The following is a 19,218-nucleotide window of genomic DNA, read 5'->3' on the forward strand; positions in this document are numbered from 1 at the left end:
CCGCCTCAGGTCCGGGCCGCGCCCCGCACCTCGATACCGTCGAGCAGCCGCATGGTGGAGGCGGCGATCTCCTCGACGGCCCGGTCGAACACCTCACGGTTGTGGGCCGCGGGCGCGCGGAAGCCGGAGACCTTGCGCACGTACTGGAGGGCGGCGGCCGTGATCTCCTCCTCGGTGGCCTCTTCGGGGATGACGGGCGGACGGAGAGTCTTGATGCTGCGGCACATACCCCAAGTGTGACCGATCGCCGCCCGTGGTGGGTTCAGAATCAGAACTGATAACTTCTGCCGCATGACGACTCTCGACCTCACCACGCTGTCCGGCCTCGAACTGCTGCGCTGGGCGGCCGAGCAGCCCACCGACCGCCCCTCCGTCGGACGGCTCCTCGGCATGACCTTCGACGAGCTGGACGAGGGCCGTGTCGTCCTGTCGCTCAGCACCAAGCCCGACTTCGCCAACCCACTGGGCTCGGTGCACGGCGGCATCGCTGCGACGCTGCTCGACTCCGCCCTGGGCTGCGCGGTGCACACGACTCTGCCGGCGGGTGTCGGTTTCACGACGCTGGAGCTGAAGGTGAACTACATCCGCACCGTCGCCCTGGACGCGGGGCGGCTCACGGCGGTGGGCACGACGATCCACGTGGGCAGGCGGACGGCGACGGCGGAGGGCCGCGTCACGGACGAACGCGGCAAGCTGATCGCCCACGCGACGACGACCTGCATGATCCTGCGCCCCGAAGGCCACCCCACCGCCTAGGCCCTGTCCGGCGGATCTTCGGGGATCGGCCGGACAGGACCTAGGAGTTGACGTGCCCCGCCCCTGAGGTCTCGCGGGGATCGGCCCCGGAACGGGGCCGCAGTGTCGGCCGTACATCCCGCGGGTCGATCGTCTCGCCGCAGTCCGGGCACGCGAGTTCGGGCGTCATCGTGTGCCCGCACGTCTCGTGGCGCAGCCGTACCGGCGGACCGTCGTCACCCGCCATCCACCGGTCGCCCCAGGCCAGCAGCGAGACGATCACGGGGTACAGGCCGACGCCCTTCTCCGTGAGCCGGTACTCGTACCGCTCCGGCCGCTCCTGGTACCGCACCCGCCGCAGCACCCCGTGCTCCACGAGCGTGGTCAGCCGCTCGGTGAGCAGGGGCCGTGACGCGCCCGTGTTCGCCCGGAAGTCCTCGAACCGCCTCACCCCGAGGAACGCGTCACGCAGCACGAGCAGCGTCCAGCGGTCCCCCACCACCGACAGCGCTCGCGCGACCGAGCAGTCGACCTCACCGATCTCGTTCCACCGCATGCGCCCGAGTGTAGGAGCCCGGCGGGCACGGGAGCCCGGCCGCGCGACCTGCCGGGACCCGGCAACCGCCACCCGCACAACATGGCCGACCCCGGGCCTGACGGGAGAGGCCCCGGACCGCCCATGCTGCCGACATGGTCCATCTCAAGTACACCGTGAACGCCGAATCGGTTCCACGACGGTGGTTCGAGCAGGCGGTCGTCACGCTGTACGACCTGGTGGCGGAGACCCGCGCCAAGGACGGGCGGCTGTTCCTCACGGACGGCCGCGAGGTGCCCGACATCCGGCTGGTGCGCGGCCACCATCTGCGCGCGGGCGCGGTGTACGAGGTGGACGACGACGCCCATGTACGGGTGGAGGGGTGGGACCGGCGTTCGGCGCTGCGCGTCTCCCAGCGCGTCACCGACGGCGCGGTGACGGCGGAGGTCGAAGGGGTGCTGAGGGACGTCGAGCGCCCGCGGGAGGCCGGGCTGCGCGGCACGCTGAGTTCGAGCGGCACCAACGGGTCGAACCGGTGGGCCTCACTGACCCGGGCCACCGGCACGTCGCACATCCGGCTGGACGACTGGTGGGACGCGGCGGCCGAGGAGTTCCCCGGACCGGGTTCCGGCAAGGTACCGGCCGTACGGCGGCCGGCCCTGCCCTCCGCGCCGCTGGAAGTACGGGTCGACCACCGCCTGGGCCGGGCGACCGTGCGCGCGACGCCCGGCCAACTGCCCGACGGTCGCTGGGCGATCCGCGTCTCGCTGACCGCTCGGGGCCGCTCGCTGCTGCGCCCGTTCATGGCCGTGGCACTGCGCCTCGCCGCCCGCGCCCTGCACCGTCATTTCATCCGCACGCTGGACACGATGGCCGCCCGCTGGAACGACGTGGTCCCCGACCTCGTGTCGCAGGACATGCCCCACCTGCGCGAACGGATCCTCACGACGGCGCTGGAGACGCGGCAGGACGGGTCCGGCCCGCGAGAGACGTTCTAGGTTCTACGGGCGCACCGCGACGGACCAGCCCGGGTTGTACGTGTCGGGCACCGGGCGTCGCGGCCAGTCCCGCGCCCAGCGCGGCGGGTCCGCGCGGCGCAGGATCACCGCCGTCGCGGGCGCCGGATCGTCCATGCCCGCCGACGCGCAGCCCGCCGTGTACGCGACGGGGATCGCCGAACTGTTCCCCTTGATCAGACACGGCCGCCGCACACCCTCCTCACGGAGTACGGCACTGATCCGCTGCCAGTCGCCCCGCGCCCGTTCCTGGACGCCCACATGGGTCCGTACCTGTGTGATCTGTACGGCGGCGTGCCCCAGCAGGACGACGGCGAGCACGACCGCGAGCGGGCGCGAGCCCCGCGCCCGGTCGGCGACGGCGAGCAGACCGACGGCGGCGGGCAGCACCAGCAGCGCGTAACCGGGCAGGAGGAATCGGGGCGCCGCGTAGGGGACGAGGAAGAGGTACGGCACCGAGACGGACGCCGCGACGGCCACGGCGAGCCACAACGACGCTCTCGGGCGCCCGGCACGGCGCGCGGTCCACAGCCCGAGCACGACCAGCAGCGGGAGCAGCAGCCACCATTCGACGACCCCGGAGGCGACGGTGTCGTCCGTACAGGGACGGCAGAGCAACGGCCCGTCCAGGGCGGTGAGATGAGCCTTCAGTGAGAGGACGGGCCGCATACCGCCCTGGGTGTCGCTCGCCTCGGAGAGCCGCCGCGCCACACCGCCGAACCGCAGCCACGCCTCCACGATCCACGGCAGCGCGCCCACCCCGACGCCCGCCACCACGGCCACCAGCCGCCCCCGGCCGCGCCACACGGGCACCGCGAGGGCCGCGACAAGGAGCGGAAGGGCCACGGCCGCACCGTCGTTGGGCCGCATCAGCGTGACGACGGCCAGCCCCGCGACGATCCCCGCGTACGCGCCACGCCCCGGGTCCCGGAGCAGGAAACAGCCGGTGGCCGCGACAGCGCCCATCGCCGTGTAGTGGTTGGGCATGGCGGAGTTGACGTAGAACAGGGCGAACCACAGGCTCCCGTACAGCGCCGCGGCCACCCACACGCCCGTAGGGCGCCGCAGCACCCCCAGCCACGGCCGAAACCCCAGATAGAGCGCGCCACCCGCGAGCGCCGCCATCCAGAGCCGCAGGAGCACCACCGAATCGCTCCACGACGCGACGGGCACGAGCAGCAACGGCACCCCGCGCGTCCGCGGCGCGCTGAACGGCACGGCGGGCCCGTACGGACCGAACCTGCTGGCGTAGACGATCTCGTCCCACCCGAGCGGCAACCCGACCGGAACGAGCACCCCGGCGACGACCACGAACCCCAGACACACCCCACCAAGCCCCCACCGCACCACCCCGCCCGCACTCCGACCACCACCCCCGGCGGCGCGCGGAACGGCAAGCCCGACGGACGGCATGACGTCTGTCTGCACGCGTGGTACTCCCCCGTGTCACCCAACGACGCACCGCGCCGCCACTGTCCCGCCGCACACCGGGGCCGGTGGTCAACCACCCCTTGCGGATCACTCCACACAACACGGCACTTCAGCCCAACTCAACCCATTTCCCCGCCATCCTGTCATCCGGCGACGACGAAGGAAGCCGCTCAACCGCCGAACAGCTCCGGATAGGGACAGGAACAGGGCTCGGGAGACAACTGCGGCCGATCGGCCCACAGCCACCAGATATGACGCTGCGGACACCTCCACACACACGCGCTTGCCGTCATCACGCAGACAGAGGACCAACCCGCCACAAAGCATTGGCTGGGCACGCGTGGGACGCATGGGCGGCAACCCGGAAGGCACAAGACGGGCGACTACTTGGTAGAAACGAGCACGACGTTCTCCGCTCGAACAGGGATCTCCTCGGTGCGGGCCCGATCGGCCGTCAGACATTGTTGACGCGCGTCACGACAGCCATGCAGGCACCAGATCCGCCAACGACAAGGCCGTAACGGGCAATTCGAGCATCCACGCTCCCGTGGACACCCCGCCGCCGAAGGGTTCCCAATCAACTTGAGGTACCTATAATAATACTAGTATGTTGAGCTGCATGAAGCTGGCACCGTTTGTGATGGTCCATGTCGGGCAGAGCACCGATTCGCAACGCAACCTGCAGTACGGGATCGAGACCCGTTCCTGGGGGTTCCCGATATGGAAGCCCGAGTACCGATCGATCCGTCCGCGTTTCGCTCTGCTGGCCACGGGGGTGGCTCCACGCGTACCGCTCGACGTGTGGGTCACCGAGCGAATCACCCTGTACTTCTTCGAGGTGCGCGAGAACTTCTACGAAGGAGAGGCGCCTCATTGGCCCGACGAGGAGGCCGAGAACTCCATCAAGTACCCGGTGCGCTTCGGGATCGAGCCGCTGGCCATGCTCCCTGACATTCCCCTCGGCGAGCACGGACCGCTGGGGTTGACCGGCAGCGATGCCATCCGACGCTCCGGGATCGAGCGAGGCATCGGCAGGCTCTGCGACCTGGATCCGCAGCCCCTGTTCAACGCGGCGGGCGTCCCGGCCGACTGGGCGGAGCGGCAGTACGTTCCCCTGAACCGCACACCCGGCTTCACCGCGGAACAGGTGGAAGCGCCCCGAACGCCCAAGCGTCGACGTCGCGGTGCCGGCTTCATCTCCGACCCCAAGAAGCGCAAGGCCATCGAGCTGTACGCGGAGGACACGGCCGTCGCTCACTACGAGAATCAAGGGTGGGCCGTCGAACGCCTCGGCAAACCCTACGACCTCCACTGCACCCGCGCGGGCGAGGAAAGGCGTGTCGAGGTCAAGGGAACGACGGGCGCGGCCACCAGCGTGGACCTGACCATCAATGAGGTCGACCATGCCCGCGACCCACGGCACACCGTGGACCTGTATGTGGTGAGCGACATAAAAGTGGATGTCCGAAGCGCCGACTACAGCGCGAGCGAGGGCAGGGTGCTGCACCTCCTGGACTGGTCCCCGGCCGAGGAGGATCTGAGGCCGAGGAGCTTCGAGTACCGCCTGCCGCTCGAACACTGACCCGCCCCGCCCACCACTCGCGGCCAGGAGTAGCCCCCACCGCGACCAGCCGCCCGTAGGGAAATCACCCGTGGCCCTTATGCGCATGTCCGCCCGAACTCTGCAGGAGCGCACCAGCGATTCAGCCCTGGTGGAGCGCCTCACCGAGAAGTACCGCGCCCAACTCCTCCACGAACCATCGGCCAGTGAACGCCGTGCCTGGCGGAACAGCCTGCCCGCCTTGGCGGAGGTGCTGTGCGACGCCGGCCTCGACGAGGTGCATGTGCTCATCGAGCATCAAATGCCTCTCAGCAGCCTGCGCGCGGACGCCGTACTGGTCGGTACGCACCCGACGACAGGTCAACCTGCGTACGTCGTCGTCGAGCTCAAACAATGGAGCGAGGCCAACCTCGTACCCGACACCGTGGATCTGTGCCGGGTACGAGGAATGGAGAACCGTCCCCCTTCCTTGCATCCCGTCGCGCAGGTGCGTCGGTACTGCGACTACATGGAGGACTTCACAGCGCTGCTGAACGACGAACAGAACCATCTCGCGGGCGTGGCTTACCTGCACAACGCCCACGATCGGGACGTGAGCGAATTACTCGGCCTGGCGGACGGGAAAGCCCATCTCTTCACAGATACGACCCGCGACGGACTCATACGGCATCTGCAGACTTGCCTGTCGCCGCTCGACGGGGGCCTCGACGCCGATGCCCTGTTGGAGAGCGACTTCACACCGGCACGGCAACTCATGCGAGCCGCCGCAGAGGAGATCCGCGACGGCGGCAAGTTTCTACTGATGGACGAACAGCAGGTCGCCGCTTCCCTGGTGAAGCGCGCCGTGGCGATCTCACGGCGATCGGACACCAAAGAGGTGATCGTCGTCTCCGGCGGTCCGGGCTCGGGAAAGAGTCTGATCGCCCTTCATCTCATGAGCGACCTCGCGAGGAACAACCGGAACGTCGTCCATGCCACCGGTTCCAAGTCGTTCACCACCACCCTGCGGCACGTCGTTGGGGCGAAAAACGGGCGCATCGCCAACCTCTTCCGGTACTTCCTCGATTTCCGCAGCGTGGACAAGAACGCGCTCGACGTCATCATCTGCGACGAATCCCACCGAATCCGCAGCCATTCGGGAAGTCAAAGCGCCACGGACAACCACCGAAGCCGGCGGAGCCAGGTCGAGGAACTCATCGACGCGGCCAGAGTCCCGGTTTTCCTGCTCGACGAGTACCAGGTCGTACGCCCTGGCGAGATGGGAAGCGTCGAGGCCATCGATAACGCGGCGAAGGCACGGGGGTGTGTCGTCCGACATGTCAACCTCAACAATCAGTTCCGCTGCGGTGGAAGCCGCGCCTACGAACACTGGGTCCGTCGCTTCCTGGGACTGGAACCCGGGGGGCCGGTTCCGTGGCAGCCGGAGCTGGAGCCGAACTTCGAACTTCTTGTCGCCGACACACCCCAGCAGTTGGAGGCGCACCTGCGTTCTCAGCAAGCAGCCGGCTACACCTCACGGATGACCGCCGGCTTCTGCTGGCCATGGAGCAATCCGCGCAGGGACGGCAGTCTGGTTGACGACGTGGTCATCGGTGGGTGGCGCCGCCCGTGGAACGTCAAGGGGGAACTCACCGTACGCGGAGCCCCGCCGTCGTCACTCTGGGCCACCGAATCAGCGGGCATCGACCAGATCGGCTGTATCTACACAGCCCAGGGATTCGAGTACGCCTGGAACGGCACGATCTTCGGCCCGGACCTGGTCCGGCGAGGTGACGACTGGCACGCCATCCGGGCTGAGTGCAAGGACGGCAGCCTCACCAGCGCCGGCCCCGGCGAGTTCTTCCGTCTCACGTGCAACAGGTACAAAGTACTCCTTACAAGGGGGCTTACCGGAACGGTGCTGTTCTCCACGGACGACGAAACCCAGACCATGCTGCGAGCACTCATACCTGGCAGAACCGCATAGGGACATGAAGGCGGGAGCCCCTGGGCGCCGAGCGCTGCTGTCGGGCAGCTGCATTTCGTGTGATCCGGGCGCGCGAAGGCCCCCACCGTGAACGGTCGGGGGCCTTCTTCCTACTGGTGGGCGCGGACGGTTTCGAACCGCCGACATTTGCTTTGTAAGAGCAACGCTCTACCCCTGAGCTACGCACCCGTGGATGAGGCATCAGGGTACATGGCGCACGGCCCCCGCTCACAAACGCCCTTCGCAGGCCGGGCGCCCGGTTCGGCCCGGGGCGGGGTGGTGACGGGGGGGGATACCCCCACCACGGAGACGGTGGCCGACCGGATCGTTCGAGGGCGCCGGGATTCGTACGCTGAGGGCACATCAGCAGGACCAGCCTGGGGGACCGATCACCGTGGACACACGCCGCACGCAGCACACCCGCCGCAGCCGTCGCGCTCGCACTCTTGCCGCCGCCGGAGGCGCCGTGCTCGCCGTTGTCGCCGTCAGTGGGTGCGGGAGCGCCGATGCCGACGAGGCACCGACCGAGAAGCGGTCGTTCGCCTTCAGCGGGAAGACGCTGACCATCGCGTCGGCGAACTCCTCGATCGATCTGGTGCCGGCCGATGTGAAGGACGTCGAGGTGACGCGTCAGGTCGACGGCTGGGTCCTGCTCGGCTCGGGGCCAGACCCCGTCTGGAAGCTGGAGGACGACACCCTCACCCTCAAGGTGAAGTGCAAGGCCCTGGTGAACAACTGCGAGTCGCGGCACCGCGTGAAGGTCCCGCGCGGGACGGCCGTGAAAGTGGTGAACGACAACGGCAGGGTGAGTGCCGACGGCTTCGACACCGCCCTCGACCTCCGCTCCGACAACGGCTCCGTCGACGTACGCAACTCCAGCGGCGTGCTCGACCTGTTCAGCGACAACGGCAAGGTGACGACCGAGGGCGTCTCGTCCAAGTCGGTGCACGCCCGGTCCGACAACGGAGCGGTGCGGCTGAAGCTCACCTCCGTACCCGACAAGGTGGAGACCTTCAGTGACAACGGGTCCGTCACGATCGACCTGCCGAAGTCCGGCACGAGCTACGCGGTGACCGCCAAGAGCGACAACGGGAGCGTCGATGTGGACGTGCCCACGGACGACGACAGCGCCCACGTGGTGAAGGCACACAGCGACAACGGCAAAGTCACAGTCCGAAGCGCGAACTAACCGACCCGTGTGTTCGTCCCTTCCTGGTGGGAGAATGAACTGGGCAGGGCGTAATCGGCACGGGAGAGGGATGTGACGGCGACACACGCGCAGCCGCACGCACGAGCGAGGGCGGGTGGCGTCCGTGATGTCGTCATCCTGATGCTGCTGCCGGTGCCGTTGATCGCCGCGACCCTGCCGGGAGCCTTCGCCGGCGGGGGCACACGGCGTTGGTTCGGCGGGCGCGGGGAGAACCAGCGGGCCGACGCGCAGGCCGCCAAGGACGCCGCAGCCGCCGCTTTCTACGAGCTGGACACCGCCCAGCGTGACCTGCGGATCTCGATAGAGACGATCACCGCCGTGGACAGCTCGCCGGGCGCGCGGCGGGTCGTGGACGAGTTCGCCGCGCTGGGGCGGCGGATCGACGAGGCCAGCGGCGGCTACATCAACGCCGTGGACGCCCACGATCTCGACCGGGACGACCTGGAGCCGTCCGTCGCCTCCACGGCCCGTACGGAGCTGACCAGGGCCAAGGACGAGCTTGTCCGGGTCAAGGGCGAGCTCGACCGCTTCGAGCGCGGGCTCGGTCCGTTGCTGGACAAGGCGGAGACGCAGCTCGCACGACTGGCGCCCGCCGTCGAGCGGGCGCGGCAGACGCTGCTCGCGGCGAGCAACGCCCTCGACGAGGTGCGCGGCACCGGGCTGCGGGCCGACGACCTCGCGGCGCGGCTCGCGACGCTCGGCCCGGAGCTGACCAAGCTCAATCAGGGCGCGGGTCAGCACGGCGTGGCCGAGACCATTCAGCGGGCCGACCGGGTGCTGCGGGACGCCGAGGCCGTACGCGCCGAGGCCGAGCGGCTGCCCGAGCGCGCGGCGGAGATCGACCGGCGGCTGGTGTCGCTGCGTACGCGCGCACAGGCCCTGACCACGCGTACCAGCACCGTGGAGCCCGTCCTGAGCGAGCTGCGGCGCCGCTTCAGTGCCGCGTGCTGGCAGGATCTCCAGCCCGTGGCCGGTCAGGCGGCGACCTCCGTACAGCAGGCGGAGGAAAAGCTGAAGGAGGCCGCCAAGGCGCGCGACGAGCAGCGCTGGCCGGACGCGACGGCTCTGCTCAGCACGGTCCGGGCGCTGCTGAACTCCACCGACGAGGCCGTCTCGGCCGCCGGTGACCGGCTTCAGCGGCTCAATGCCGTCTCGAAGGACCCGCAGCAGGAGATCGACCGGACGCGGTTCGCCGTGCGGGACGCTCAGCGGCTGGCCATGGCGGGCCGCAACACGCCCGAGCCGCGGCACGCGCGCCCGCTGGACGACGCCGTGGCACGGCTGGACCGCGCCGTGGCCGGTCTGGAGGGCCGGCATCCCGACTGGTGGCACTTCCTGACCGAGACCGAAGCGGTGCGCAACACGGTGACCCGCGTGGTCGGCGAGATCCGCGACGAGCGGGGCGCCGGGGCCTGACCGGCTTCCGGCCCCCTCATCCCGCCCGATTTGTCCCCCGGTCGTGCCGGACGGATCCTTGAGGTACGTACACAGCGCACACGTACGCACCGGCTGAAGGGGGCCGCTCGTGTCCGATTCAGAGACCCGTTCCCACCCCGCACGGCGACACCGGCGGGGGGTCAGGCTCGACGAGCATCTGCCGGTGGACCACAATCTGAGCCGGGTGTACCGCGTCGGTGCGGGACTGATCGGTCTGGTGCTGCTCGTGTTCGGCATCCTCGGGTTGATCGACCAGATCGGTGTCTTCGACACCGGCAGCCACACCACAGCCGGTCTGAACACCAACGGCGCGCTGAGCGTCCTGTCCATCTGTGTCGGCGCCCTGCTCTTCGTCGGCATGCTGATCGGCAAGAACTTCGCGTCGACACTGAACATGATCCTGGGCGTGCTGTTCATCCTCAGCGGCTTCGTCAATCTCGCGCTGCTCGACAGTTCGTTCAATCCCCTCGCCTTCCGCATCCAGAACGTGCTGTTCAGCTTCGTGGTGGGCCTGCTGCTCATGTTCTTCGGCATGTACGGGAGAGTCAGCGGCGGCCTGCCGCACGACAATCCGTACTGGCGGGCCCGTCACCCGACCCAGGTCGAGGACGAGCGGCGCGGCAGGGCCGCGGCCGGTCAGCGTGCGGTCCACGCCCACCGTGCTGTCACCTCCCATCGGCACGGCGCGCACCGGACGGCCGGATAACCTGACCCCATGCCTCGCTACGAGTACTGCTGCCGCCCCTGCGACACGACCTTCGAACTCAGCCGTCCCATGGCGGAGTCGTCGGCCTCGGCGACCTGCCCCGCCGGCCACCAGGACACGGTGAAGCTGCTGTCCACCGTCGCTGTGGGCGGCTCGGCGAAGGGCTCCCCCGCCCCCGCCCCCTCGGCGGGCGGCGGAGGCGGCTGCTGCGGTGGGGGCTGCTGCTCCTAGGCGAGTCGGCGGAGCCGATTGCCCAAGGTGATCGAGGGACCCTAGGTGTTCAGATAGCGCAGCACGGCGAGAACCCGGCGGCTGTAGCCTCCCGTCCCTCTGATCTCCAGCTTCTCGAAGATCGCGTTGCAGTGTTTCTCGACGGCACTCACCGAGATGTGCAGACGCCGCGCGATCGCCGTGTTGGTGTGCCCCTGAGCCATCTCGGCAAGCACTTCCCGCTCACGGTCGGTGAGCCGCGACAGTGGATCCGTACGGTTGGAGCGGGCCAGCAACTGCCGCACGACCTCCGGGTCGAACGCCGCCCGGCCCGCCGCCACCCGCTCCAACGCGTCGAGGAACTCGTCCACTTGGACGACCCGGTCCTTCAGGAGATAACCGACGCCTTCCGAATCGCCGGTCAGCAACTCCGTCGCGTAGCGCTTCTCCACGTACTGGGAGAGGACCAGCACCCCCACCGCCGGCCAGCGTTTGCGGATCTCCAGCGCGGCCCGCAGCCCCTCGTCGGTGTGCGAGGGCGGCATCCGCACGTCCGCCACCACCACATCCGGCTGGTCATGGGCGACGACGGCCAGCAGCGTCTCCGCATCGGCGACCGCGTCCACCACCTCGTGCCCTTCCTCGGAGAGCAACCGGACCAGGCCCTCTCTCAGCAACGTCGAATCCTCGGCCAGGACTACTCGCATGGAATCTCCGCGGTGATGGTGGTGGGGCCGCCGGGCGGACTGTCGACCCGCAGGACCCCGTCGAGGGCCTCGACACGACGGGCAAGCCCGAACAGACCGCTGCCCGACGCGTCGGCGCCGCCCTTGCCGTCGTCCGTCACCCGTATTCGCAGCGTGCGGGTGTCTTCGTCGACTCTCACTTCGATACTCGTCGCTCCTGAGTGCTTGACCGCGTTGGTGACGCTTTCGGAGACGACGAAGTAGGCGACGGTCGCGGCCGCTTTCGGTGGTTCACTCCCGAGCCGGCAGCGCAGCCGGACCGGCACCGGGGACCGTTCGGCGACCGTCTCCAGCGCCGCTCGGAGCCCCGCCTCGTCCAACGCCGTTGGATAGACGCGCCAGGCCACCTCGCGCAGTTCGTTCAGAACCTGACCGGCCTGTTCGTGGGCCTGCCTCAGCAGCTCGTCCGCATGTCTCGCGTCGCTGCTGCGCCGGGCGCGGCCCAGGAGCATCCCGAGAGCCACGATCCCCTGCTGCACTCCGTCGTGCAGATCCCGTTCGATACGACGGCGCTCCTCATGCACCACGTCCACGACTCCCGCCCGGCTGACGGCGAGCTGCTCTATACGCCGTTCCAACGCCTCCTGCTGGCTCGGGCCGAGGTAATACCTGGCCAATCTCCCTTCGAGAGCGGCGACTTCGAAGAATCCCCGCGAGGTGAGAAAGAGCAGGAACAGACCGCCGAAGGTGCCGAGCGCGAGCTCATCCGGATTCTTGAGATCCGTTATCGCCCAGGCGTAGACGAAGAAAGTGCCGTAGCCGACGCCGACCGCCGCGGCCGACATCACGACCACGCCGAACAACCCGAGCGCCCAGCGCGTCGCGAGATACCAGAGGGCTCTGGTCGGGTCATAGCTGGCGGACACCCGCTCGCCGAGCATCGTGCGCAGCCGATGTCGCTCCAGGTCGACCAGTCTCCGCGCGCCGGCCGTCACCGGCCGCATGACCGCGCGACGCCCGCGCGGCCAGGCCTGCACGAGGAGCAGAGCTGTACCCACGAGCAGCGAGAAAGCCAGCTCGACCACCGCTGTGGAGCCGCCTATGGCGAGTCCTGTTCCGAGTCGCGCCCCTCGACGCACCGCTGTGTTCACGATCAATAACGCTAGCGGGAGGCATGTGCCAGCACACTGCGGGAAACCTCAGTATTCCGTACGGTTCGCCTCAATGTGCTTGCCTGAGCAGGCATCTAGCGTGGGAGTCATGATCGGAACCAGCCCGGAGCAATGGGTCAACACGTTGATGGACACGCTCGGAGCGCCGGGCGCGGGCATAGCCATTGCCCTGGAGAATCTGTTCCCTCCCCTGCCCAGCGAGGTGATCCTGCCGCTCGCCGGCTTCGCGGCCAGCACCGGCAAGTTGAATCTGATCGCGGCCCTGCTGTGGACGACCGCGGGCTCGGTCGTGGGCGCGCTCGCCCTCTACGGGTTGGGCGCGTGGCTCGGCCGGGAGCGAATGATCGCTCTCGCGTCCAAGATTCCACTGGTCAAGGCAAAAGACATAGAGAAGAGCGAGGACTGGTTCAACCGGCATGGCATGAAGGCTGTCTTCTTCGGCCGGATGATTCCCGTCTTCCGCAGCCTGATCTCCGTGCCCGCGGGCGTCGAGAGAATGCCGCTGCCCGTCTTCCTCTGTCTGACCACACTCGGGAGCGCGATATGGAACACCGCGTTCATCATGGCGGGCTACGCGCTCGGCGAGAACTGGAAGGAGGTGAGCGGCTATGTCTCGACGTACTCGAAGGTGGTGCTGGGCGTCGCCCTGCTCGTGCTCCTGGCCTGGGTGGTCAAGCGGGTGGTCAAGTCCCGGAAGGAGCAGCGGCAAGACTGAGCCGCCGCAGAATCTCCTCGCCGGCGATCACTCCGGTCTCGGTCAGTGTCTCCACATGCGGGGCGCTCCAACCGGTGTCGGCCAGTTCGCCGTGGCCGGGGCGCCAGCCACGGTCGGAGGCCAGCAGCAGGTCGGCGTCGAGGAGCGAATCCCCTGCGGCGAGGGTCACTTCAGCACCGGTCCGCCGGGCCACCTCACGCACGGCGGCGCTCTTGGTCAGCGGACGGGGTACGGCGTAGATCTTCCGGCCCTGGAGAGAGACCGTCCAGCCGCGGCCGTCGGCCCACTCGGAGAGGTCCTTCACCCAGCCCTCGGGCAGCCGGGCGCGGTCGACCACGAGATACGCGAAAAGGTCCTCGGCGATCCGCTCCTTGAGCAGCCAGGCGGGGTCGGCCGCGGAGAGGAGGTGCTCTCTGACTTCCTTCAAAGGGGCGCAGCTCGCGGCGAGGCGGTCCTTCACCTGGGCGTGCCAGGTGGGGTCGGACTCACCATCGACAAGCAGATGACCACCATTGGCGCAGATCGCGAACCGAGCGGCGGGACCCGGCAGATGGATCCGGAAGTACTGCTCTCGGGTGCGTGTCGTGGAGGGTACGAAGACCGTGTCGCGGGCGAGATCCTCGAGGAGCCGGGCGGCGGTCTCCGTCATGAAGGACAGGGGGCGGCGCTCGTAGAGCTCGACACAGAGCAGGCGGGGAGCCTTCGCGTCGGGCCCGGCGAGCTGGAGCGCGGCGGCCGAATAGATGAGGGTGCGGTCGAGGTCGCTGGCGACCAGGGTCGCCGAGGGGGTTGGCATGTTCACGAGGTGGCCACCGCCGTGCCGTCCGCACCCGTGGCGCCTCGGGTGTAGCGGGGGTGGATCAACCCGACGCAGGTGTAGGGAAGTCCGTCGACTTCTTCCACGGGTACGCCGCGCTGTTGGGCGAGCAGTCGCACATGGTCGAGGTCGGCTCCCGCGCCGCGTTTGACGAGGATCTTCCAGGGGACGCGGCGCAGGAGGACGCGGGTGGTCTCACCGACGCCGGGCTTGACGAGGTTCACGTCGTGGATGTCGTACTCCTCACTGATCCGCTCGACGGCGGCCCAGCCTTCCCAGGTGGGTGCGCGGTCGGTGGCGAGGAGTTCCTTGACCTCGGTGTCCACCGTGTCTGTGACGTCGTCGAATCGGGCGGCGACGGTGTCCAGGAAGTAGCCGGACACATCGGCGTCGGCGAGTTCGCGGTAGTGCTTCGCCCCATGGAAGTCGTCGGGTCCGACAAGGTCGGCGCGTAGGACGGTGCGGGAGATGAGGCCGGAGACAGTGGAGTTGAGGCAGGCGGAAGGGATGAGGAAGTCCTCACGGGTGCCGTAGGTCCGTACGCAGCCGCCGGGGTCGGCGAGTACCGCGATCTCGGGGTGGAAGTCGCCGAACTCGCTCAGTGCGTCGGCGAGTTCGCGGGTAATGGCGCCCTTGCCGGTCCAGCCGTCGACGAAGACGATGTCGGCGGGGTTGTGGTGGGCCGCGAGCCAGCGGATGGCGTTGGTGTCGATGCCGCGACCGCGCACGATGGAGATGGCGTAGTGCGGCAGATCGAGGCCGTGCCGGTGTTGGGCCCAGCGGCGCATCAGAACGCCCACGGGGGTGCCGGCTCGGGCGAGTGAGACCAGGACGGGCAGTGCCTGCGTGGCTTCCCGGGAGGTGGGGTCGTCGTAGCGCTGCGGGTGCTCGGCCAGGACGGTCTCGGTGACGGTGCCGACAGCACGGGCGATGCGGGCGGCGGAGGTATCGAGGGCGGAGCGGAAGAGTTCCTGGTACTGGGCGCTCGGCTGGTACTCGACGGGCAGTGACTCCGCGTAGTGGGCGCCGCCGCTCTGGATCGCCTCTTCTCGCTCTTCCGTCGGGGCTTCGAGTTCCACGTCGGACAGGTCCTGGAGGAGCCAGCCGACGTCGTCGGCGGCGTACGAGGAGAAGGCGGGGCCACGGAGGGGGGCGGGCAGCATGGAGGGTTCCTGCCGGTCGGTGACGTGCGAGGGAGCGGGGAGGTACGAGGGAACGACGGCGAGCACGACACGCGGGACATGAGCGGCGAGCTGTGCGAGCAGACCGCCGGGGGCGTGCAGCTCCGGGGAGTCCGCCAGGGAGTCGACGACCGTGACGACGGCGTCGAAACCGCCGCCGGCGACGTTGTAGGCGTACCGGTCTCCGGTGCCGTCGCCGGCCGGGAAAGCCGCGGTGTCGTGGGCCGGGAAGACGAGTCGGCTGCGTATCGCGTAGCCCGGGTCGTCCACGGCGAGGACGGGCGAGCGGGTCGTGGTCGAGTAGCGAACCTCGACGTCGGTGACGGACCGCTCCAGCTCCAGGGCGAGGCGCAGGGGCGCGTACATCAGCTCCTCGAAGCCGAGGACGAGGACACGTCGGGCGTCGCCGAGCTCCTTGGCAAGCGTGGCGGCCATGCCGGGCGCGGCGGCCTCCAGGCGCGCGCGGTGAGCGGGCGTGAAGCCGTGACGCCCGCCGTCGGGCAGCCCTGCGGGCCAGCCGAGCGACACACGCACGATGTCGCCGTCCGCGGTCTCGGGGCGGGAGGTGGGTGCGGGGGTGGTGGGGAGGGGTTGGGGGGAGGGGGAGGGGGCCCCCACCCCAGTGCCACTGCCAGAGCCCGTGCCCGTGCCCGTCAGCAAACCGGTGTCGTACTCCGCCACCAACGCCTGGCCCCGGGCCAGGACGCCTTCCGGGAGGGTGACCGTGCCCGAGGCCATCGCCACCAGGTCGACGCGGGCGCCGATCTCCTGGGCGAATTCCGCCAGCCGGCCCTGGTCGGCGGCGGAGCGCATGTCGACGAGTGCCACGATCACGTACCACCGGCGCGGGTAGCGGGCGTGCAGGGCGCGGATGGTGTTGAGGACCGTGTTCCCCGTGGAGAACTCGTCGTCCACGAGCACCAGCGGACCGTCGCCCGCCAGCAGCGCCGGGTCCTCAGGCAGCAGCAGATGCGAGGTGGCGTGCGAGTGGGCCTCCTCGAAGCCGCCCGCCGTGGCGACACCGGGCACGGGCCGCCGGGTGGAGTGCAGGTACGGGGCGCGTGCCACGCCGTCGGCCACCGAGTGGCCGAGGCCGGTCGCGGTCTCCGCGTAGCCGAGGATCACGGTCTGCTCGACGGCGTCGCCGAGCAGGTCACGTACGCGTTCGCCGAGGGCGACGCCGGCGCCGTGGACGACGGAGGGCCGCTGCGGAACATGCTTGCCGAGGACGTTCGAGACCAGGAGATGGGCACGCTTGGGGTTGCGGCGCAGGGCCAGCCCCAGCAGCTCGCGCAGTTCGTCCCCGCCGACGAGCTCTATGCCCAGCCGTTCGGCGACCCATGACCCCGACCACACCACGTCGACGTTCTCCTCTGCCTTCTCGGTTCTGTTCTTGCTTTCGTTCTTGGTTTCGTTCTCGGTCCCGCTGCCGGTCCTGCTTTCGGTCCCGCTCCCGGTCGCGCTCACTCCACCAGCCCGGCGGCCAGCAGCTCCACGAAGCCGATGTCCTCCTTGGCGACGCCGAAGACCTCGGCGCGCTGCATGGTGCGTTCTGCCCAGGCGCGGTGGGGCTTCACCTCGTTCATCTTGTTCGTGTACGAGGAACGCAGTACGCCTCCCCCGCCCCGTTCCGGCCGCAGGATGTCCCTGGCGTCGCTGAACTCCTCGTGGCTGACGACCGACAGCGCGTGTACGGGCATGACGTGCGAGGGGTGGATACAGGTCTTGCCCATGAGCCCGTTGGTCTGGTCGAGCTGGATCTCGCGGAGCAGTCCGTCGAGGTCGTGCTCGATGAGCGCGGTGCGCAGTTCCTCGGCCCGCCCCTCCAGGAAGGGGCTGCGGCGCAGCTGCGGTTTGAACATCCGCTCGTGGAGTCGGAAGTACTCCCACACGGGGCCGGTGATGGTGAAGCCGGTGCCGTCGGCGCGCCCGAGGACGTTCACGACGTCGGCGATGACGGCGGCGACGATGCGTACGTCGTACGCGGTCATATCGGGTGAGCGGCGGAGCCCGTATGCGGAGCAGAAGTCGGTGACACCGAGCCGTAGGGCCAGTACCCGCTCGCGGTATTTGTCGACGGTGCGGGCGATGCCGGAGAGGGTGTCGGCCCGGGTCTCGAGATGGAGCAGTTCGGGGGATTCGAGCACGGGCATGGCGAAGAGACGCTGCCCGCTCTCATGTTCGGCTGAAATCAGTGCCTCGAGGAAGGGGACTCCGCGCTCCTCGGTGAACTTGGGGAGTACGAATCCGGACAGGATGTGGGCGGCGGGGCCGAGCCTGCGTACGAGGTCGGGTATCTGGTCCGGTTCACGCACGCGGACGAAGAGCAGGGGCACTTCCACGCCGCGCCGGTCGAGGTCGGTGAACTGCCTGATCAGGTTCTCCTCGGCCCATTGGACCTCGGAGTCGTCGATGGAGTCCTCAAGGCACAGCACCATCGAGACGACGCCCCGGCCGGCCAGCTTGGCCACGTCGTCCGCCAGCCGAGGCCTGGTTGCGGGGCTGTAGAGGGTGGCTCCGAGGGCTGCCGACAGCATGCGGGCCGGGGAGGCGGCGGTGAACTCGCCGGGCTCCTGGTGGAACAACCCTTGCCGGGCAGTGGGCGGAATGTGCCCGAAGTGACGCATTTACATCCCCCGTACTGCCACGGTCGTCGCGTTGACATGTGGCCGGTAATAGTACGTATGGACGGGAGTCAAGAGTTCCACGCGTGCATGAATTTCAGGTAACTCGTCCACTTCTCGCCCCTGTCTCACCCCCGTATCGCCGCCGTCTCCCTGCTATCCACCATGCCCCCACGTTGTCCGCGCGGCCTGCGGGAAGGCAGGATGACCGGCATGACGCACGCGATGGTGAAGGGCTCGAACGTTCCCCTCGATGCCATGGCCGTAAGGGCCGTGCTGCGCTGGACGCCGGGGCCGGGGGTTCCTGACGTGGACGCGTCAGCGTTGCTGCTGGGGCCGGAGGGGCGCGTGCGCTCCGACGAGGACTTCGTCTTCTACAACCAGCCGCGTCATCCGTCGGGCGTGGTCAGGCGGCTGCCGAAGAAACAGGTGCCGGAAGGGCTCACCGACACCGTCGAGGCGGATCTCGCCGCCCTCGACCCGAGCGTCGACCAGGTGGTCCTCGCGGCGTCGTCGGACGGGGCGACTTTCCAGCACGTGCACGACCTGCGGATCCTGCTGTACGACGCGGGCCAGGCCGACGGTGACCCGCTGGCGGTCTTCGATGTGCGCCCGGAGACGGGCGAGGAGACCGCCGTCATCTGCGGTGAGCTCTACCGGCGCGGGAGCGGCTGGAAGTTCCGGGCCGTGGGCCAGGGGTATCCGACCGGGCTGATCGGGCTGGCGACGGCCTTCGGCATCCTGGTGGACGAGACGGAGGGCGCCGACGGGGTGCCGGGCGCGGAAGGGGTGACCGCCCAGCTTCCCGGCGGTCCGGCGCTGGTGCACGGCGGGCCTCAGGCACCGCCTTCGCCTCCCGCTCAGCAGCCATCCTTCCCGGCCCAGCCGCAGGGGCAGTCCGGCTACGGGTTCCCGCAGCCCGCCTCCCCGCCGGCCTACGGGTATCCGCAGCCGGCGTCGGCACAGCCCGCTTACGGTTACCCGCACGCGCCCGCTCCGGGGCCGGGTCCTCAGCCGCCGGTGGCGCCACCGGCGCCGCAGGGGGCACCGGCTTACGGCTACCCGCAGCCTGCCGCGGCGGCGGCTCCCGCGCCGGACCCGAATTTCCGGCTGCCGCCGATGGGACCGCAGTTCGTACGGCCGTAGCCGTAGCCGTCAAGGGCTCGGCGCCGGGCGGCCCACCGCGACCGGGCCCCCGCTGCAAGGACCGGGGGCG

Annotated in this window: 18 protein-coding genes and 1 tRNA gene; 10 read left to right on the forward strand and 9 right to left on the reverse strand. The window is 69.3% G+C overall.

The window, feature by feature from the left end:
• Nucleotides 1-5 precede the first annotated feature (5 nt).
• The gene (locus ACFWHU_RS07635) at nt 6-227 is read right to left on the reverse strand and encodes a DUF2277 domain-containing protein (RefSeq protein WP_387224312.1); all 222 of its coding nucleotides are present in this window, start codon (nt 225-227) and stop codon (nt 6-8) included.
• Between the two features lie 64 nt (nt 228-291).
• On the opposite strand from ACFWHU_RS07635, the gene ACFWHU_RS07640 reads away from it, so the two are divergent.
• Nucleotides 292-756: a PaaI family thioesterase gene (locus tag ACFWHU_RS07640; RefSeq protein WP_385792872.1), complete on the forward strand. Its 465-nt coding sequence runs from the start codon at nt 292-294 to the stop codon at nt 754-756.
• A 40-nt stretch (nt 757-796) separates the two neighbouring features.
• Here ACFWHU_RS07640 and ACFWHU_RS07645 read toward each other — a convergent pair whose 3' ends face one another.
• A complete protein-coding gene (locus tag ACFWHU_RS07645) occupies nt 797-1,291 on the reverse strand; it encodes a winged helix-turn-helix transcriptional regulator (protein ID WP_387224314.1) in 495 nt (164 codons plus the stop codon).
• Between the two features lie 134 nt (nt 1,292-1,425).
• Here ACFWHU_RS07645 and ACFWHU_RS07650 point away from each other — a divergent pair, with 134 nt between their 5' ends.
• Complete coding sequence (locus ACFWHU_RS07650) at nt 1,426-2,268, forward strand: hypothetical protein (RefSeq protein WP_387224316.1); 843 nt, start codon at nt 1,426-1,428, stop codon at nt 2,266-2,268.
• A 3-nt stretch (nt 2,269-2,271) separates the two neighbouring features.
• Here ACFWHU_RS07650 and ACFWHU_RS07655 read toward each other — a convergent pair whose 3' ends face one another.
• Complete coding sequence (locus ACFWHU_RS07655; protein WP_387224317.1) at nt 2,272-3,714, reverse strand: hypothetical protein; 1,443 nt, start codon at nt 3,712-3,714, stop codon at nt 2,272-2,274.
• 622 nt (nt 3,715-4,336) lie between these two features.
• Here ACFWHU_RS07655 and ACFWHU_RS07660 point away from each other — a divergent pair.
• Both ACFWHU_RS07660 and ACFWHU_RS07665 read left to right on the forward strand, forming a co-directional pair.
• The gene (locus tag ACFWHU_RS07660; protein ID WP_387224318.1) at nt 4,337-5,299 is read left to right on the forward strand and encodes a protein NO VEIN domain-containing protein; all 963 of its coding nucleotides are present in this window, start codon (nt 4,337-4,339) and stop codon (nt 5,297-5,299) included.
• 79 nt (nt 5,300-5,378) lie between these two features.
• Nucleotides 5,379-7,244 carry a DNA/RNA helicase domain-containing protein gene (locus tag ACFWHU_RS07665; RefSeq protein WP_387224473.1) on the forward strand — a complete coding sequence of 622 codons (1,866 nt, stop codon included), beginning with the start codon at nt 5,379-5,381 and terminating at the stop codon, nt 7,242-7,244.
• 114 nt (nt 7,245-7,358) lie between these two features.
• On the opposite strand, the gene ACFWHU_RS07670 is transcribed toward ACFWHU_RS07665, so the two are convergent.
• Nucleotides 7,359-7,433, reverse strand: a tRNA-Val gene (locus ACFWHU_RS07670).
• A 205-nt stretch (nt 7,434-7,638) separates the two neighbouring features.
• Between ACFWHU_RS07670 and ACFWHU_RS07675 the strand changes: the two genes are divergently transcribed.
• The 4 genes from ACFWHU_RS07675 to ACFWHU_RS07690 all read left to right on the forward strand — a co-directional run bounded on the left by ACFWHU_RS07675 (nt 7,639) and on the right by ACFWHU_RS07690 (nt 10,828).
• Nucleotides 7,639-8,433, forward strand: coding sequence for a DUF4097 family beta strand repeat-containing protein (locus tag ACFWHU_RS07675; RefSeq protein WP_387224319.1), 795 nt, complete (start codon nt 7,639-7,641; stop codon nt 8,431-8,433).
• A gap of 72 nt (nt 8,434-8,505) precedes the next feature.
• Nucleotides 8,506-9,870 (forward strand): hypothetical protein, encoded by a 1,365-nt coding sequence (locus tag ACFWHU_RS07680; protein ID WP_387224320.1) that lies wholly within the window; start codon nt 8,506-8,508, stop codon nt 9,868-9,870.
• Nucleotides 9,871-9,979: 109 nt separating this feature from the next.
• The gene (locus ACFWHU_RS07685; protein WP_387224321.1) at nt 9,980-10,597 is read left to right on the forward strand and encodes a DUF4383 domain-containing protein; all 618 of its coding nucleotides are present in this window, start codon (nt 9,980-9,982) and stop codon (nt 10,595-10,597) included.
• A 9-nt stretch (nt 10,598-10,606) separates the two neighbouring features.
• Nucleotides 10,607-10,828 (forward strand): zinc ribbon domain-containing protein, encoded by a 222-nt coding sequence (locus ACFWHU_RS07690; protein WP_387224322.1) that lies wholly within the window; start codon nt 10,607-10,609, stop codon nt 10,826-10,828.
• 41 nt (nt 10,829-10,869) lie between these two features.
• Here the strand turns inward: ACFWHU_RS07690 and ACFWHU_RS07695 are convergent, their stop codons facing one another.
• A complete protein-coding gene (locus ACFWHU_RS07695) occupies nt 10,870-11,514 on the reverse strand; it encodes a response regulator (RefSeq protein ID WP_385792861.1) in 645 nt (214 codons plus the stop codon).
• A complete protein-coding gene (locus ACFWHU_RS07700; protein ID WP_387224324.1) occupies nt 11,505-12,644 on the reverse strand; it encodes a sensor histidine kinase in 1,140 nt (379 codons plus the stop codon). The genes ACFWHU_RS07695 and ACFWHU_RS07700 overlap by 10 nt, the downstream gene beginning before the upstream one ends.
• A gap of 109 nt (nt 12,645-12,753) precedes the next feature.
• Here ACFWHU_RS07700 and ACFWHU_RS07705 point away from each other — a divergent pair, with 109 nt between their 5' ends.
• A complete protein-coding gene (locus ACFWHU_RS07705) occupies nt 12,754-13,380 on the forward strand; it encodes a DedA family protein (RefSeq protein WP_385792858.1) in 627 nt (208 codons plus the stop codon).
• Here ACFWHU_RS07705 and ACFWHU_RS07710 read toward each other — a convergent pair.
• The 3 genes from ACFWHU_RS07710 to ACFWHU_RS07720 form a co-directional block, all read right to left on the reverse strand.
• Nucleotides 13,349-14,176 (reverse strand): HAD family hydrolase, encoded by an 828-nt coding sequence (locus ACFWHU_RS07710; RefSeq protein ID WP_387224474.1) that lies wholly within the window; start codon nt 14,174-14,176, stop codon nt 13,349-13,351. The genes ACFWHU_RS07705 and ACFWHU_RS07710 overlap by 32 nt on opposite strands.
• A 2-nt stretch (nt 14,177-14,178) precedes the next feature.
• On the reverse strand, nt 14,179-16,737 hold the full coding sequence (locus ACFWHU_RS07715) for a phosphoribosyltransferase (protein WP_387224475.1): 2,559 nt from the start codon (nt 16,735-16,737) through the stop codon (nt 14,179-14,181).
• 104 nt (nt 16,738-16,841) lie between these two features.
• On the reverse strand, nt 16,842-18,005 hold the full coding sequence (locus ACFWHU_RS07720) for an HpcH/HpaI aldolase/citrate lyase family protein (protein WP_385792855.1): 1,164 nt from the start codon (nt 18,003-18,005) through the stop codon (nt 16,842-16,844).
• A 201-nt stretch (nt 18,006-18,206) separates the two neighbouring features.
• Between ACFWHU_RS07720 and ACFWHU_RS07725 the strand changes: the two genes are divergently transcribed.
• Nucleotides 18,207-19,148: a TerD family protein gene (locus ACFWHU_RS07725; RefSeq protein WP_387224326.1), complete on the forward strand. Its 942-nt coding sequence runs from the start codon at nt 18,207-18,209 to the stop codon at nt 19,146-19,148.
• The last annotated feature ends 70 nt before the right edge of the window (nt 19,149-19,218 follow it).

Origin of the sequence: Streptomyces sp. NPDC060366 (assembly GCF_042725135.1) — a bacterium.
Taxonomy (GTDB): Bacteria; Actinomycetota; Actinomycetes; order Streptomycetales; family Streptomycetaceae; genus Streptomyces.

Bases quoted from the DNA above. Each gene is read 5' to 3' on its own strand.
- ACFWHU_RS07690 (WP_387224322.1), top strand. From the start codon at position 10,607: ATGCCTCGCTACGAGTACTGCTGCCGCCCCTGCGACACGACCTTCGAA.
- ACFWHU_RS07645 (WP_387224314.1), bottom strand. From the start codon at position 1,291: ATGCGGTGGAACGAGATCGGTGAGGTCGACTGCTCGGTCGCGCGAGCG.
- ACFWHU_RS07725 (WP_387224326.1), top strand. From the start codon at position 18,207: ATGACCGGCATGACGCACGCGATGGTGAAGGGCTCGAACGTTCCCCTC.
- ACFWHU_RS07660 (WP_387224318.1), top strand. From the start codon at position 4,337: ATGAAGCTGGCACCGTTTGTGATGGTCCATGTCGGGCAGAGCACCGAT.
- ACFWHU_RS07720 (WP_385792855.1), bottom strand. From the start codon at position 18,005: ATGCGTCACTTCGGGCACATTCCGCCCACTGCCCGGCAAGGGTTGTTC.
- ACFWHU_RS07710 (WP_387224474.1), bottom strand. From the start codon at position 14,176: ATGCCAACCCCCTCGGCGACCCTGGTCGCCAGCGACCTCGACCGCACC.
- ACFWHU_RS07695 (WP_385792861.1), bottom strand. From the start codon at position 11,514: ATGCGAGTAGTCCTGGCCGAGGATTCGACGTTGCTGAGAGAGGGCCTG.
- ACFWHU_RS07635 (WP_387224312.1), bottom strand. From the start codon at position 227: ATGTGCCGCAGCATCAAGACTCTCCGTCCGCCCGTCATCCCCGAAGAG.
- ACFWHU_RS07665 (WP_387224473.1), top strand. From the start codon at position 5,379: ATGCGCATGTCCGCCCGAACTCTGCAGGAGCGCACCAGCGATTCAGCC.
- ACFWHU_RS07650 (WP_387224316.1), top strand. From the start codon at position 1,426: ATGGTCCATCTCAAGTACACCGTGAACGCCGAATCGGTTCCACGACGG.
- ACFWHU_RS07640 (WP_385792872.1), top strand. From the start codon at position 292: ATGACGACTCTCGACCTCACCACGCTGTCCGGCCTCGAACTGCTGCGC.
- ACFWHU_RS07705 (WP_385792858.1), top strand. From the start codon at position 12,754: ATGATCGGAACCAGCCCGGAGCAATGGGTCAACACGTTGATGGACACG.